The organism is Sinorhizobium sp. FG01 (assembly GCF_002531875.1).
Taxonomy (GTDB): Bacteria; Pseudomonadota; Alphaproteobacteria; order Rhizobiales; family Rhizobiaceae; genus Sinorhizobium; species Sinorhizobium fredii_C.
Genome location: NZ_NWTB01000002.1, coordinates 95,195 through 110,123, shown reverse-complemented (window position 1 = coordinate 110,123; position 14,929 = coordinate 95,195). Strand labels below are relative to the sequence as shown.

The 14,929-nt window shown below is 62.8% G+C and carries 12 protein-coding genes; 3 read left to right on the top strand and 9 right to left on the bottom strand.

Annotated elements, in window-relative coordinates; all coding sequences use genetic code 11:
* Positions 1-11: 11 nt before the first annotated feature.
* Positions 12-404: a GFA family protein gene (locus CO656_RS00635; RefSeq protein ID WP_097524715.1), complete on the bottom strand. Its 393-nt coding sequence runs from the start codon at positions 402-404 to the stop codon at positions 12-14.
* Positions 405-605: 201 nt separating this feature from the next.
* Here CO656_RS00635 and CO656_RS00630 point away from each other — a divergent pair, with 201 nt between their 5' ends.
* From CO656_RS00630 to CO656_RS00620, 3 genes are read left to right on the top strand one after another with little or no spacing between them, the layout of a single operon-like run.
* Positions 606-1,472 (top strand): Ku protein, encoded by an 867-nt coding sequence (locus tag CO656_RS00630; protein ID WP_097524439.1) that lies wholly within the window; start codon positions 606-608, stop codon positions 1,470-1,472.
* 3 nt (positions 1,473-1,475) lie between these two features.
* Positions 1,476-4,028, top strand: a complete 2,553-nt coding sequence (gene ligD / locus CO656_RS00625; protein WP_097524438.1) for a DNA ligase D — start codon at positions 1,476-1,478, stop codon at positions 4,026-4,028.
* Between the two features lie 41 nt (positions 4,029-4,069).
* Complete coding sequence (locus tag CO656_RS00620; protein ID WP_037416430.1) at positions 4,070-4,276, top strand: KTSC domain-containing protein; 207 nt, start codon at positions 4,070-4,072, stop codon at positions 4,274-4,276.
* Between the two features lie 17 nt (positions 4,277-4,293).
* On the opposite strand, the gene CO656_RS00615 is transcribed toward CO656_RS00620, so the two are convergent.
* From CO656_RS00615 to CO656_RS00575, 8 genes are all read right to left on the bottom strand, one after another.
* A complete protein-coding gene (locus CO656_RS00615) occupies positions 4,294-5,103 on the bottom strand; it encodes a Ku protein (RefSeq protein WP_037416427.1) in 810 nt (269 codons plus the stop codon).
* A gap of 156 nt (positions 5,104-5,259) precedes the next feature.
* The gene (locus CO656_RS00610) at positions 5,260-5,463 is read right to left on the bottom strand and encodes a hypothetical protein (RefSeq protein WP_037416424.1); all 204 of its coding nucleotides are present in this window, start codon (positions 5,461-5,463) and stop codon (positions 5,260-5,262) included.
* 133 nt (positions 5,464-5,596) lie between these two features.
* Entirely contained in the window at positions 5,597-8,566 is a 2,970-nt protein-coding gene (locus CO656_RS00605; protein ID WP_097524437.1) for an NAD(P)-dependent oxidoreductase, read from the bottom strand.
* A 269-nt stretch (positions 8,567-8,835) separates the two neighbouring features.
* The gene (locus tag CO656_RS00595) at positions 8,836-10,413 is read right to left on the bottom strand and encodes a BCCT family transporter (RefSeq protein WP_097524436.1); all 1,578 of its coding nucleotides are present in this window, start codon (positions 10,411-10,413) and stop codon (positions 8,836-8,838) included.
* Positions 10,414-10,554: 141 nt separating this feature from the next.
* Positions 10,555-11,454, bottom strand: a complete 900-nt coding sequence (sucD, locus tag CO656_RS00590) for a succinate--CoA ligase subunit alpha (RefSeq protein WP_097524435.1) — start codon at positions 11,452-11,454, stop codon at positions 10,555-10,557.
* 14 nt (positions 11,455-11,468) lie between these two features.
* Positions 11,469-12,653 carry a malate--CoA ligase subunit beta gene (locus CO656_RS00585; protein ID WP_097524434.1) on the bottom strand — a complete coding sequence of 395 codons (1,185 nt, stop codon included), beginning with the start codon at positions 12,651-12,653 and terminating at the stop codon, positions 11,469-11,471.
* 12 nt (positions 12,654-12,665) lie between these two features.
* Positions 12,666-13,607, bottom strand: coding sequence for a CoA ester lyase (locus tag CO656_RS00580; RefSeq protein WP_097524433.1), 942 nt, complete (start codon positions 13,605-13,607; stop codon positions 12,666-12,668).
* Between the two features lie 21 nt (positions 13,608-13,628).
* Positions 13,629-14,819: an aminotransferase class V-fold PLP-dependent enzyme gene (locus tag CO656_RS00575; RefSeq protein ID WP_097524432.1), complete on the bottom strand. Its 1,191-nt coding sequence runs from the start codon at positions 14,817-14,819 to the stop codon at positions 13,629-13,631.
* Positions 14,820-14,929: the final 110 nt, after the last annotated feature.

The window sequence follows — 14,929 nt, the reverse complement described above, 5'->3', positions numbered from 1 at the left end:
GTTCGCTCGACCTACTCCTCGAACCGACCCGAGCCCTCTCGATCGCGCTCGTATTGTCTCGTGAGCGGAAACGGCGGCAGCCAGGCCTCACGGCGAACGATCCAGCTTTCATAGGTCGGCATCAGTTGGTCGGGGGCGTCCAGGGATCCCAGGTTCACTTCGATTTCGTCCGCGCTGCGGCCGAAAAGCGACGAGCCGCAGCGGGGGCAGAAAAACCGCCCGGCATAGGCGCGCGTTTCGCCATCGACCGTCACCGCGCTTTCGGGGAATATCGCGGAAGCGTGAAAAAGCGCCCCGTGATGCTTGCGGCAGTCGAGACAGTGGCAAAGGCCGACCCGGTATGGGAGTCCCGACGCCACAAGACGAACGTTGCCGCACAGGCAACCTCCGGTGAACCGGTCCATGCTGTGCCTCCTCCAGATCAAGCGGAGCGGATTGTTTACAACGAACGGCCCTGTCATTGCAATTTTCCGCCACCGGCGGGGAGTGATCGACTGACGCGCCCGCCTCCGAGGGGAACAAACCGCCACGCCTCCACGTTCCCGACCGTCGAGCATGTTGCGCGCAACCACCCCAGTGCTCCGTTCCCAGAGTGAGGCCGCATCGTGGCGCCGAGAGCAAATTGGAAGGGCTATCTGAAGGTCGCCGAGGTCAGCTGCCCGGTCGCGCTCTACACAGCGGCCTCGACCTCGGAACGAATTGCCTTTCACACCATCAACCGTGCCACCGGGCATCGCGTTCACCGGCAATTCGTCGACAGCGAGACCGGAAAGCCGGTCGAAAAGGACGATCAGGTCAAGGGCTATGAAGTCGGATCCGGCGACTACGTCGTGCTGGAGCCCGAGGAGATCGCGGCGGCCGTTCCGGAGAGCGACAAGACCCTGTCGATCTCGGCCTTCATCGCCTGCGGCGATATCGACAACGTCTATTTCGACAAGCCCTATTACCTTGCTCCGACCAAGAGCCATGCCGAAGACGCGTTCGCTCTGATCCGCGAGGGCATGCGCAAGAAGAACGTCGCGGCCATCGCCAGTGCAGTGCTGTTCCGGCGGGTGCGCACGCTTCTGATCCGCGCCTATGAGGACGGACTGATCGCAACGACCTTGAACTTCGACTACGAGGTCCGCTCGGCCGAAGAAGCCTTCGACGACGTGCCGGATCTGAAGATCGAGGGCGAGATGCTGAAGCTTGCCGAGCACATCATCAAGACCAAACGCGGAAAGTTCGACCCGGCCAAATTCGATGATCGCTATGAGGCGGCCCTTGCCGAGCTGGTCAAGGCGAAACTCGAGGGCAAGAAGATCGAGCCGCGCAAGGAGCCGAAGCGCGAAAAGGTCGTGGACCTGATGGAGGCATTGCGGCAGAGCGCCGGCGTTCCGGCCAAGAAGACAAAGGCGGCCACTCAAACCAAAAAGAAGGCGACCCGTGGCGCGAAGACGAAGGAAGCTTCGCCGCGTCGCAAGGCGGGCTGACCCATGGGCCTCGAAACCTATCGGGAAAAGCGCGACTTCGCCTCCACACCCGAACCGAAGGGGGGCAGAGCGCGTCGATCCGGCAACAGTTTCGTTGTCCAGAAGCACGACGCCACGCGGCTGCATTACGACTTCCGGCTGGAGATGGACGGGGTTTTGAAGAGCTGGGCCGTCACTAAGGGTCCGAGCCTCGTTCCCGGCGAGAAGCGCCTTGCCGTTCACGTCGAGGACCACCCTCTCGAATACGGAGATTTCGAAGGCACGATCCCGAAAGGCGAATATGGCGGCGGTACCGTCATCCTGTGGGATCGCGGCACGTGGACGCCGATCGGCGATGCCCGGCGGGGCTACGCGAAAGGCCATCTCGACTTCGAGCTCAGCGGCGAAAAGCTCGGCGGCCGCTGGCATCTGGTTCGGATGGCCGGCAAGCCGCGCGAGAAACGGGAAAACTGGCTGCTGATCAAAGGCGACGACGAGGCGGCGCGATCGGAGCAAGACCCCGATATTCTCGAGGAGCGGCCGGAGTCGGTTCTGACCGGCCGCGAGATCAAGGATGTTGCCGGCGAAGAGCCGGGCTGGTCGTCGAAGACCGGCCGGATACGCAAGCGGGCTCGCGGCAGGAAAACGGCCGCTTCACCAGGGCAGGAGCCGGAAGCGGCTTCGAACGTCCCAGATCCCGCGAAGTTCAAGGGCGCCAAGCGGGCTCCTTTGCCGGACTTCGTCGAGCCCTCATTGGCGACCCTCGTCGCCTCCGCGCCGGCCGGCGAACGCTGGCTCCACGAAATCAAGTTCGATGGCTACCGGTTGCAGGCGCGGATCGAAGCCGGGCGCACCAAGCTTCTCACCCGTGGCGGGCTGGACTGGACGAGAAGGTTCGGCAAGGCGCTGGTGTCGGCATTGCAGGCGCTACCGGTCGGAACGGCCTTGATCGACGGCGAGGTCGTTGTCGAAACGGGCTCCGGGGCCTCCGACTTTTCCGGATTGCAGGCCGACTTGAGCGAGGGGCGCAGCGATCGTTTCCGCTTCTATGTCTTCGACCTGCTCTATCTCGACGGCTACGACTTGCGCGCTCTGCCCCTGGTCAAACGCAAGGAGCTGCTCGGCCAGCTGATCAGCGAAGGCGATGGCCTCATCCGCTTCAGCAGCCATTTCGAGGAGGAAGGCAGCCTGGTGCTGCGTCACGCCTGCAGGCTGAGCCTCGAGGGCATCGTCTCGAAGCAGCGCGATGCGCCCTATCGTGCGGGACGGAACAAAAGCTGGGTGAAATCCAAGTGCTCGGCGCGTCAGGAGTTCGTCGTCGCCGGCTACGTGCCGTCGACCACGTCGCGGAAGGCGATCGGCTCACTCGTGCTCGGCGTCTATCAAGGCGGCAAGCTCCATCATGTGGGCCGCGTTGGAACAGGGTTCACCGTCGCCGTTGCGGAGGAGCTCTTCAAGAGGTTGGACCGTTTGCGGACGCCCGAGAGCCCGTTCGCGGCGCGGCTTGCGGCGGAAGATGCGCGCCAGGTCCGATATGTCAGGCCGGAGCTCGTTGCCGAGGTCGAGTTCAGGGCCTGGACCGCCGACGGCCTTCTCCGCCACGCTTCGTTCAGGGGATTGCGAGAGGATAAACCCGCCCGCGACATCGTGCGCGAAACGCCCAAGTCCGCGGCAGTTGCGCCCAAGGCTCCGCGTCGGACCGTGAAACTCACCCACCCCGACCGGTTCTACTGGCCGGACGAGGGTGTCACCAAAGAGGGGCTCGCCGATTATTACTCCGAAGTCTGGCGCTTTGTCGGCCCCCATATCGTCGGGCGCCCGCTCGCTTTGGTCAGATGCCCCAATGGGATCACCGGGGAGACGTTCTTCCAGAAGCATGCCTGGAAGGGGCTGAACCCCAATATCGTGCTCGTCAACGATCCGAAGGACCCGCCCGACGAACAGCTGTTGAGCATCAGGGATCTCGATGGCCTGATGGGGCTAGTCCAGTCCGCGGTTCTCGAAATCCATCCTTGGGGCTCGACGGTCGCCGATTGGGAAAGACCGGACACGATCATAATGGATCTCGATCCCGGCGAGGACGTGCCGTTCGAAGCGGTGATCGAAGCTGCGCTCGAGACCGCAGGCCGCCTGAAGGCGGCCGGCCTTGTTCCCTTCGTCAAGACATCTGGCGGCAAGGGGCTTCACGTGGTGGCGCCGTTGAAGCCCAAGGCGGAGTGGCCGGCCGTCAAGGCCTTCACCAAGTTGGTTGCCGATGCGATGGCCTCCGACAGTCCCGACCGGTTCGTTTCGACCATCAGCAAATCCAAGCGCCGCGGCAAGATCCTGGTCGACTATCTGAGAAACCAGCGCGGCGCGACCGCGGTGGCCCCCTATTCGACGCGAGCGCGGCCGGGCGCCGCCGTCTCGATGCCCCTCTCCTGGGACGAATTGGCTCCCAGCATCGGACCGGCCTATTTCACGGTGGAGAACACGCCGACGCGGCTGGCGTCGCTGCACACCGACCCATGGGCGGATTTTCGCGCGGCCGCCGTTCCGCTCAAGGAGGCGAAGGCCGGGCGAAGGAGGGCCGCGTAAGGCTGCACTCAGAACGGACCCTTTCAGGAAGGGGTGAGGCAATGCCGTCGCATCTGATAAAAAGGACAGACTACGACGCCGAGACGCGAACGCTCTCGGTCTGGCTCCTGACCACCGAAAAGCGTTATGACTATGAGGACGTGCCTCCCGAAACTTATGCGGCCTTCAAGCGGGCCTTTTCGAAGGGCCGCTTCTTCAACGCGCATATCCGCGATCGCTTCAAGTATCGCGTCTCGATGCCGGACTGACACCTTGATGCCGGGAGTTAACTCTTCGTCTTTTTCTTCTTTTCCGAACTGAGGCTCTTGCGAAGCGCGTCCATGATATTGACCACGTTGCTGGGTCGCTCCTCTTCCTCAGCCTTTGCCTTGGCCGGCCGCTTCCGGCCCTTCTTTTTGGCGGAAATGATGTCCAGGAGTCGCGCCTGAACGGGATCGCTCACCATAGCGGGATCCCAGGGCTTGCTGCGTTCTTCGATCAGCTTCGTCACGAGGCGCATCAGTTCGGGATCGTTATCGCTGTCATCAATGTTGCGGAAGTACTCCTCGGGTTTCCGCACCTCGTCGCCATAGCGCAGCGTCCAAAGAACGATCCCCTTCCCTCTCGGTTCGAGCATAACGGCGCGCTCGCGGCGATACATGACAAGCCGCGAAATCCCGACCGTCCCGGTTGAGGCCATCGCGTCGCGGATGACTGAAAAGGCCTCCTCACCGACGGGATCGTCGGGAACGAGATAGTGCGGCTTGTCGTACCATATCCAGCGAATGCTGTCGGCCTCCACGAACATGTCGATGTCGATGGTGCGCGTGCTTTCCAGCCCGACCGCTTCGAGTTCCTCGTCCTCCAGAAGCACGAAATCGTCCTCGCCACGTTCATAGCCTTTGACTTCATCATCTTCGTCGACAGCTTTTCCGCTCACCGCATCGACATACTGGCTGACGACGCGATTGTTGGTCTTCCGGTTGAGCGTGTGGAAGCGGACCTTCTCGTTCTCGGTCGTCGCCGGCGTCATTGCCACCGGACAGGTGACGAGTGACAGTTTCAGATAGCCTTTCCAGAATGAGCGGGGTGCCATTGCGGTTGGCCTCGAAGCCTCTCGTTTGAATTTCCGAAACGGGGCCGCGCGCGAGTTTGTTCCTCAGTCCTCGGGCAGGCACTGCCCTGCTCTATCCCGATGAGCGGCGCCCCGAGCTTTAGCGCCCCTGTTTGCGCTGGCCAAAGGCGCTCTCTGCTATCGGTCTCTCAGCCTTTCAGCCAAGAGATTCGGGTCTCTGACGCCTTCCTGATAGAGCGCGACCAGCCTCCTTGCGAGCGTTTCGGCCTCCTCGGTGTCACTCCTCAGCCTTGTCCGGGCAAGTTCGGTTTCGAACACGCCTTGCAGCATACTGATCTCGCTTGGTCGGATAACGCAGTCAAAGTCGCGGAACGGATACATGGCGCGGCCTCCTAGGATGGGGCGAAAGCGCGATGATCTCCCAGCCAGTGGCGCCCTTGCTAATAGCCGCTGATACTACGCAGCATGCGCCTCAAGTGAGACCGCAGCAAGGGGCACCTTCTCGCCTGTCCTCCTACTCCTTGGCAGCAGGGGCCAGCAGACCGGCAGACCTTAGAAGTTGAATCTGCTTCAACGCGTTCTGCGCAAGCAGTGACCGGTAGCGCTCGACGATCCGCGCTTTGTGAGCCTCGTCGGACACTGTTTCGAGCGATCCGAGGATCGCGGCTATCTTTTCGCTGGCCTCCCGCAACTGGACGAGAAGACCCTTGTCGTTCGCAACTCGGTCAAGGACGGAGCGCGTAACAAGCCCAATGCCAGAGGGGCTGCTTGCACCTTGCGATACATAGCCATCGGGCAGGTCACCCTTGAGGTTCGTGACCGAGAGCAATCGTATCGAGTCGATGATCTGGTCGACGGCTTGCTTCGCGCCGGCCACGCGCGTCGGATGGTCGGTGTCCGCTGCCGCGTGCGGGAGGAGTTCAAGCTTGTCGGCATGCTTCGGGAGAAGCGAGAGATAGGGTTTCATCGGGCCGCTCGGGCCGTCCGACGACTTGAAGATGTCGGCATCGATCGCCGCATGCCTGACCTTGCCGGATGTCAGGGCGTCGTCCAGGTCTCTCACGTTCACGAGCTCGCCGCGATCGTAGTTGAGCAGAACGGCCCTGTCGTTCAGAGCGGACAGGACTTCGCGATCGACGATCCCGGCATTGGAGAATGTCCCGGTGGCCGGATCCTGTTTTCCGAGGCCGAGGTGGACCGACAAGACGTCCGAGCCACGCGCGGCGTCAGCCGGAGTAGCGGCGTATTCATAGCCTTCCGCGATGATGTTGTCGCGATGCGCAGGCCGGGCGTAGACGACCACATCCATGTGGAACGCCTTGGCAAGACGTGCGAGCTCACGGCCTATGTTGCCGTAGCCGAGGATCGCGATCCTTTTTCCCTCGAGCTTCTCAGTCGGATATTCGGCGAGGTTCTTGCCGGTATCGAAGTCGCCCGCGACGACGCGGGCATGCAATTCCTCGACCGGCAGGTCGGGGAGAACCTTGAGAAGCGCCTTCATGGCCATCTGCGCGGTAGCCCGGCTATTGATGCCCGGCGTGTTCATCAGCGGGGCCTCGCCGCCTTCGCCGTTCGGACCGCCCCAGGAAGCGGAACCCATGTTTCCGGTGCCCGTGCCGATACGGACGCCGCCAAGGCGGAACTTCGCGGCCTGGGGGATGAATGTTGCGGCGGCGATCACCGCATCGTACTGCCCCTCGCCCGCTTCAGCGAGGATCTCGTCGGCGGTGCTGAGGTGGGGTCGGTAGTAGAAGTGAATCTTGCCGTCGTCGGCCGTGCTTGAACCGTCCGCGGAATTTTCGTGGAACACGCCGCCTTTTTCGTGGATGTATGCGGCCAGTTCGCTGTGATCGAGACGGCCCTCAGCATCGAAGCGGAGGCCGATCGCATCCGCGATCAACACCTTGAAAGTGCCCTCGCGCACCGATGCGGCACCGGCGCCGGCAGATTCGGCGTAGTCAACGCGGCTGCCTCTCTTCTCGAGCTCTTCTTCGATGACGACGATCTTGGCCCTGAGATAGGCGTATTTGAGATTGTCGAGCAGAGCGGTGACGTCGGCAGCGTCCCGAATGCCGCCGATCCAGGCGCGATAATCCCCCGGAGTGCCGGGGAACGCGTTCACGTAGCGCGCCGCATCCAGGCCCTTTTCGTGGACACCGTTCGGATGGGTAATTCCCTCATAACCCAGGATCTGCTTCGACCGCGCGATGATGCGCTGATGCAGGTCCGACGAGGAGATGCTGCCGTCATTGACCTTCAGCAGCGTTACCGCCGCGCCGCGGCGATCCTCTTCCTCCACGACGAGACTGAACAGCGGGTTGCGGTCCACCCATTCGTTCACGAGCTTGCGGTTCTTTGCCGATCGCCTGTTCAATTCGCTGACGGACCCGACGCGCCGTTCGGTCTGCAAGAGCCCGAAGGTGGTCTCGGCGAATGCCAGGGCGCTATAGGTGTTGATGACGCCGCCGAGCATCCTGTCTTCCTCGGCATCGTAGAACGGACCGGAATCGACCGACCGCTTGCTGCTGAACGGCTGCCGGGGATTGATCGGCGGCGCAATCTTGAGCTGCCTCGGGATTGCCCAGGACGGATTGCTCTGGTTGCGCTCGATCAATGCCAGAGCCGCCGGTGTGAAGGATGCGACGAAGTAGCCGGACACGCCGCCGATTGCTTTCTGGAACGGCATGAACAGGCAGCATTTGGCCATTACCGCCCGAACGACATCGGGCTCCCAAGGCATCGCCCCCAGCATGGAGGTCGCGTCGAAGACGGCATGACGGTTTTCAGGGTCGCCGTCCAACCAGGCCAGGAGCTCGGTGATCTCCTCGTTGGTGTATGAATTGGCACCGGTCGTTTCGTGTCCCACGCCAATGAAGATCGAAACGCCGAGTTCTGCGAGCGCGCTTGCCGAGGGGATCTCCCCCTCGCGCTTCGCAAAGTGAATCCTGTTTTCGTCGCCCTTTTCCGCGAAGCGATGCATCTCTATGAGCTGGGTTGCCCAGGATTGCCGGAAGAAGCCCGCTGCACCGGCGCGGTCGCTCTCGGGGCGCGGGGTGTCGACATACACCCGCTGGCCCGCGTCATTTGCGTTGAGCAGGTGCTGCACGCACACGGTATAGCCGCTGTGGCCGCCGCCCAAACCGACTGCAATCCTGTTCGACTTGGGGAATTCAAAATAGCGATGGATCGCCCGCATCATATCGAGCAGAATTTTGTCCGCCGGGTAACCGCGATGCATGCTGCGGGAAAGCTCGGCGGTCGTAAACGCGCCGATATCCTTGCCGGTGTCATCGTATTTCCGGTAGGTGCTCTCTATCCATTTGTCGAACTCATAGCGCCGCAGCCGGCTGTCGACCTCATCCTTTGTCGCATCGGTTATCGGACCGACCCCGAAGAACGGATTCGTCGGCAGCGAAGGAGCGCCGCCTTCGGTGCGTTTCATTGCGTCGAGGCGATGCGCGACAAGGTCTGAATCGGAAATCATTTCTACCTCTGTTCATTCTGGGCAGCAGGTAATCGCTCCCCGTCATTGGTGATCGCCGAAACTGACGCTGCGGCCGAACGTGCAAGTCTCGCTCCCGGATCGGGCGATTGCTCAGGCGACAATGTTGGACAATTCAAAAATCCACGCAGCACGAATTCCGAACGTATTGCCATCGAATTGCGACATGAGACGCTGGATACGATCGAACGCATGCTTTTCTTAAGAGCGGCCGATCAGAAGATCGGCCGCTCTTAAGATTATCAGCATCGTTATTGTGCGGCTTCAGGCGCAAGTGCGGCGGCTTCGCCAGCGGTAGCGGCAGTCGGCACCCTCCGCGGCGACCGCCCCTCTTCCAGTTCGTCGAGGAGCGAGTGCCACAGCGAGATGCAGAGCCCGACCATGACGATCAGGAACGGGGCCGCCGCGATGATCGAGGCCGTCTGCAAACCCTGCAATCCGCCCATCATGAGCAGGACCGAGGCCGAGGCGCCCGCCAGCACGCCCCAAAGCACGACGACACTCGGGGGCGGCTCGAGCGTGCCGTTCGACGAGAGCATTCCCATCACCACCGCGCCTGCATCGGCGCCGGAGATGAAGAAGATCGCAACCAGGAAAATGGCGACCAGGGACGTCAGCCAGGCAAAGGGATATTGCGCCAGCAAAGCAAAGAGCGAGACTGCGGCACCCTGGTTGTAGACCGCGTCGACGATGCCGCCGGCGCCGAAGAGCTCGGAATGCAGCGCGGTTCCACCCATGATCGTGAACCAGACGAAGGTGACGCCGCTCGGGATCAGCAGAACGCCGATCACGAATTCGCGGATCGTGCGGCCACGCGAGATGCGGGCGATGAACACGCCGACGAAGGGCGCCCAGGAAACCCACCATGCCCAATAGAAGATCGTCCAGCTGCCGAGCCACTTGCCGTCGCTGAAGGCCGCGGTGCGGAACGACATGGTTACGAGGTCACTCAGATAGAAGCCGAGCGATTCCGTGAAGGTGTTGAAGATGAAGATCGTCGGACCGATGCAGAGCAGGAATATCAACAGCAGCATCGCGATGATCATATTCATGTTGGAGAGGAACTGGATGCCCTTGCCCACGCCCGACACCGCCGAGAGGATGAACAGCACCGACATGACGCCGATGATGGACAGCGCGATCGCGTTGGAAGTCCCGGTCCCCCATAGGAAGTCCATGCCGCTGTTGATCTGCTGGGCACCGAGGCCGAGCGAAGTGGCCGTGCCGAACAGCGTCGCGATGATCGCTAGCACGTCGATTGCCTTGCCGATCGGCCCGCTTGCGGCCTTGCCGAGAAGCGGCGTGAAGGCAGACGAAATCAGGTTCGACTTGCCCTTGCGGAACGTGAAATAGGCGATCGTCAGGCCGACCACGGCATAGATGGCCCAGGGGTGAAGCGCCCAGTGGAAATAGGAGTACTTCATGGCGAGAAGCGCCGCCTCGAGGCTCTTCGGCTCCGCCTGCCCGTGCGGCGGGCTTGAAAAATGAAAGATCGGTTCTGCAACGCCCCAGAACATCAGGCCGATGCCCATGCCGACGCTGAACATCATGCAGATCCAGGATGCGGTGCGGAATTCCGGCCGCTCGTCGTCCTGTCCGAGCCGGATCTTGCCCAGGCGGCTGACGGCAAGAAAAAGCGCGAAAATCAGGAAGCCCGCTGACGAGACGACGAAGCCCCACCCGAAATCGTCGATGACCGTGTTGAGGACCACTTTCGAGACCGAGGACAGGCTGTCGGGGAACACCGTCCCCCAACCGACAAATCCCAAAATGATGGTGATCGACGGCCAGAAGACGGCCGGATCGACCTGAGGTCTTGATCCTTGCATTGGTTGCTCCTCCTAGTTAACCGGGGCTGCCCGCCTTCTTCCGAGCAGCCTGTTCCCACTCGTGCGATCCGCCGGGCGGATCGTGTCTTCTTGTTGTTGTCTGGGGCGAGCACGCCCGCACTCAACGGGCGGCCTTGCCGCTCAGGCTGCCTTGTTCATCGCCGACAACACGTCGGCGACGCTCTCGCCGAAGGAGGACGGAGTCGGCACGATCGTGACACCCGCCCCCTTCAGGATCTCGACCTTTTCCTGCGCCGATTCCCCGAAGGCGGAGATGATCGCGCCCGCATGACCCATGCGCCGGCCTTTCGGCGCCGAAAGCCCTGCGATATAGGCGATCAGCGGCTTCTTCATCTGGTCGCGCGCCCACAGAGCGGCCTCCGCCTCCTGCGGGCCGCCGATCTCGCCGATCATCAGCACGGCGTCCGTTTCCGAATCCTGTTCGAACAACTCCAGCATGTCCTTGAAGGACGAGCCGTTGACCGGGTCGCCGCCAATGCCGACCGATGTCGACACACCGATGCCGAGGGCCTTCATCTGGCTCGCCGCCTCGTAGCCGAGCGTCCCCGAGCGGCCGACAATGCCGATGCGGCCGGGCAGGTAGATCAAGCCCGGCATGATCCCCATCATCGCCTCGCCAGGCGTGATCATGCCGGCGCAGTTCGGCCCGATCAGGGTCATGCGATCCTCAAAGCGATAGCGCCTCATGTATCGCTTGACCCTGATCATGTCCTGGGAGGGAATGCCGTCGGTGATGCAGACGCAGAGCCGGATGCCGGCATCCGCCGCCTCCATGATCGAGTCGGCGGCAAAGGGCGGCGGCACGAAGACGATCGAGGCATCGGCGCCGGTTTCCTGGACGGCGCCTTTCACCGTGTTGAAGACCGGCATGCCGAGATGCGTCTGCCCGCCCTTGCCGGGCGTGACGCCGCCGACCACGTTGGTGCCGTAACGCTTCATGTCTTCGGCATGGAAGCTGCCGATTTTACCGGTGAAGCCCTGCACGATGACGCGCGTGTTCTTGTCGAGGAGAATGGACATGGCGTAGGCCTCCCTCAAGCAGCTTTGTTGGCGGTGTAGGAACGCCAGGCGGCGACCGCCTTCTCGGCAGCCTCGGCCAGCGTTTCCGCGACGATGATGTCCTCGCCGGACTCGGCGAGGATGCGCCGGCCCTCTTCCATGTTGGTGCCGGAAAGGCGCACGACGAGCGGAACCGGGACACCGACTTCCTTCAGCGCCTTGATCACGCCCTCCGCCACCCAATCGCAGCGGTTGATGCCGGCGAAGATGTTGACGAGGATCGTTTCAACGTTCTTGTCGTGCAGCACGGCGCGGAAGGATTTCGCAACGCGGTCGGGCGAGGCCCCGCCTCCGATGTCGAGAAAATTCGCGGGCTCGCCGCCGGCAATCTTGATCATGTCCATGGTCGCCATGGCCAGCCCCGCGCCGTTGATGATGCAGCCGATATTGCCGTCGAGACCGACATAGGAGAGGCCGCGGTCGGACGCGTAGGTCTCGCGCGGATCTTCCTGGCTCTTGTCGCGCATTTCGGCGATATGCGGCCGGCGGAACAGCGCGTTCTCGTCGAAGCTCATCTTGGCGTCGAGCGCCACGAGATCACCGCGGCGGGTCACGACCAGCGGATTGATCTCAAGCATCGCGGCGTCATAGTCGACGAAGGCGCGATAGCAGCCCATGAGCGTCTGCGTGGCGCGGCCGATCAGGGCATTGTCGATGCCGAGCCCGAAGGCAATCTCGCGGGCCTGGAAATCCTGCATGCCGACGCCCGGATCGACGGTGGCGCGGATGATGGAATCGGGCTCCGCCTCGGCGATCTCCTCGATCTCCATGCCGCCCGAGGACGAGGCGACGATCATGATGCGCTCGGATTTCCGGTCGAGGACGAAGCCGAGATAGATCTCGCGCTCGATATCCATCGCCTCCTCGACGTAGAGGCGGCTGACCAGCTTGCCCTGCGCTCCGGTCTGGTGCGTCACCAGCTTGGCACCGAGCATGGCATCGGCAGCCGCGACGATCTCGTGGTCGGACGAGCAGAGCTTGATACCGCCGGCCTTGCCGCGCGCCCCGGAATGGATTTGCGCCTTGACGACCCAGCGGTCGCCGCCGATCTCGCTTGCGCGATAGGCAGCCTGTTCGGGACTGTAGGCCAGCCCGCCCCGCGGAATGTGGATATGATAGCGGGAGAGAAGTTCCTTGGCCTGGTATTCGTGGATATCCATGGCTTCCTCCTCTCAGCGGCCGGCCGTGATGGCTTCATGGGTGGCGAGCACGTTGCGCGCCATGCGCTCGGAAGCGGCATCGATCATCTTTCCGTCGAGCGAGGCTGCACCTTTGCCCTCGCTCTCGGCGACCTTCAGCGCATCGATGATGCGGCGGGCGCGCTCGACCTCCTTCTCGGGAGGGGAAAAGATCTCGTTGGCAAGCGCGATCTGGCTTGGATGGATGGCCCACTTGCCCTCGATGCCAAGCGCAGCGGCACGGCGGGCCGCGGCCTTGTAGCCTTCCGGATCGGAGAAATCGCCGAAGGGACCGTCGATGGCGCGCAGGCCATAGGCGCGGCAAGCAACGGTCATCCGCGACAGGCCGAAGTGCCACTGGTCTCCCGGGTAGTCGGGATTGAGACCGCCGATATTGACCGTGCGGGCCTTGAGGCTGGCGGCATAGTCGGCAACGCCGAAATGTAGGGCTTCCAGCCGGCCGCCAAAGGAGGCGATGGCCTCGACATTGGCCATGCCGAGAGCCGTCTCGATCAGGGCCTCGAGACCGACACGGGTCTTGTAGCCCTTGGCGATCTCGATCTGGTTGACCATCGCCTCGACCATGTAGAGGTCGGCGGGCACGCCGACCTTCGGCACCAGCAGCGTGTCGATCCTGTCGCCGGCCTGCTCCATGAGGTCGACGACGTCGCGGTACATGTAGTGCGTGTCCAGCCCGTTGATGCGCACCGAGATGGTCTTGCCACGGCCGCGCCAGTCGATCTCGTTCAGCGCTGCGACGATATTGGCGCGGGCCCGCTCCTTGTCCGGCGGGGCGACGGCATCCTCGATGTCGAGGAAGATGTAGTCGGCGCCGGAATTTGCGGCCTTCCCGATCATTTCGGGGTTCGAGCCCGGAACGGCGAGTTCGCTGCGCTGCAGCCGCAACCGGCGGAGATGGTTTATCGTGTGGCTCATGATTTCCTCTCCTCCCGGTTTTCAGGCTGCCTTGGCGGACGACGCGGTCGCGGCGGAACGGAACTGGCTGATCGCCGCACCCACACCCGCACCCGGCTCGATCTTTAGGCCGCAGTCGAGCAGCGTCAGTTCGGCGGCGGAAAGCGCGCCCAGAACCATGACCTCGTTCAGCGAGCCGAGATGGCCGATGCGGAAGACCTTGCCTGCCACCTTGCCGAGCCCGCTGCCGAGCGAGGTGTTATAGGTTTGGTAGGCGTGGCGGATGACCTCGACACCATCGATTCCTTCCGGCAGACGGATTGCCGAAACGGTGTCGGAATGCCATTTCGGTTCGGTTGCGCAGAGCTTGAGCCCCCAGGCGGAGACCGCGGCGCGGACGCCATTGGCGAGATGATGATGGCGGGCGAAGATAGTCTCCAGGCCTTCTTCGAAGATCAGGTCGAGCGCCGCTCTGAGGCCGTGCAGCAGCTGTGTCGGCGGCGTATACGGAAAGTAGCCGGTGTCGTTGGTCTTGATCATGTCCTCGAAGGAGAAGTAGCAGCGCATGTGACGCGCGGTCCTGGCGGCCTCGAGCGCCTTCTGGCTGACAGAGAGGAAACCGAGGCCAGCAGGCATCATGAACCCCTTCTGCGAACCGGACACGGCGCAGTCGACGCCCCATTCGTCCTGGCGAAAGTCGATCGAGCCGATCGACGAGACGCCATCGACGAAGAGCAGCGCCGGGTGGCCGCAGGCGTCGAGCGCGGCGCGCACGGCGGCGACATCCGAGGTGACGCCGGTCGCGGTTTCGTTATGGGTCACGAAGACGGCTTTGATCGTGTGGGCCTTGTCGGCGGCGAGCCGGTCGGCATAGAGCTCGACCGGCACGCCCGTGCCCCACTCCCGGTCGAGGCAATCAACCTCGAAACCGAGGCGTTCGGCCATGTCGACCCAGAGATGCGAGAACTGGCCGAAACGGCTCATCAGCACCCTGTCGCCGGGGGAGAGCACGTTGGTCATCGCCGCTTCCCAGGCGCCGGTGCCGGACGATGGATAGATGAAAACGCGGCCGCTCTGGTTCTTGAACACTCTCTTGATGTCGGCGAAGAGCGGCAGCGTGAGCTCCGGATAGCGAGGGGACCGCATGTCCTCCATCGGCAGGTTCATCGCCTGGCGGACCTGCTCGGGAATGTTGGTGGGGCCTGGGATGAAGAGATGATTGTAGCCTGACATCGTTCCTCCAATGGCTGCGTCCGCGGACGGCGTTTCCTCGGAACCGAGGCTGCCTTTCAGGGAAAGTCTGCACAACACTCGCTCAGGCAGAAAAGAATGCCGGACGGGCA

Excerpts from the sequence above, each read along its gene's own strand:
- CO656_RS00635 (WP_097524715.1), bottom strand. The coding sequence starts at position 404 with ATGGACCGGTTCACCGGAGGTTGCCTGTGCGGCAACGTTCGTCTTGTG.
- ligD (WP_097524438.1), top strand. The coding sequence starts at position 1,476 with ATGGGCCTCGAAACCTATCGGGAAAAGCGCGACTTCGCCTCCACACCC.
- CO656_RS00620 (WP_037416430.1), top strand. The coding sequence starts at position 4,070 with ATGCCGTCGCATCTGATAAAAAGGACAGACTACGACGCCGAGACGCGA.
- CO656_RS00615 (WP_037416427.1), bottom strand. The coding sequence starts at position 5,103 with ATGGCACCCCGCTCATTCTGGAAAGGCTATCTGAAACTGTCACTCGTC.
- CO656_RS00610 (WP_037416424.1), bottom strand. The coding sequence starts at position 5,463 with ATGTATCCGTTCCGCGACTTTGACTGCGTTATCCGACCAAGCGAGATC.
- CO656_RS00605 (WP_097524437.1), bottom strand. The coding sequence starts at position 8,566 with ATGATTTCCGATTCAGACCTTGTCGCGCATCGCCTCGACGCAATGAAA.
- CO656_RS00595 (WP_097524436.1), bottom strand. The coding sequence starts at position 10,413 with ATGCAAGGATCAAGACCTCAGGTCGATCCGGCCGTCTTCTGGCCGTCG.
- sucD (WP_097524435.1), bottom strand. The coding sequence starts at position 11,454 with ATGTCCATTCTCCTCGACAAGAACACGCGCGTCATCGTGCAGGGCTTC.
- CO656_RS00585 (WP_097524434.1), bottom strand. The coding sequence starts at position 12,653 with ATGGATATCCACGAATACCAGGCCAAGGAACTTCTCTCCCGCTATCAT.
- CO656_RS00580 (WP_097524433.1), bottom strand. The coding sequence starts at position 13,607 with ATGAGCCACACGATAAACCATCTCCGCCGGTTGCGGCTGCAGCGCAGC.
- CO656_RS00575 (WP_097524432.1), bottom strand. The coding sequence starts at position 14,819 with ATGTCAGGCTACAATCATCTCTTCATCCCAGGCCCCACCAACATTCCC.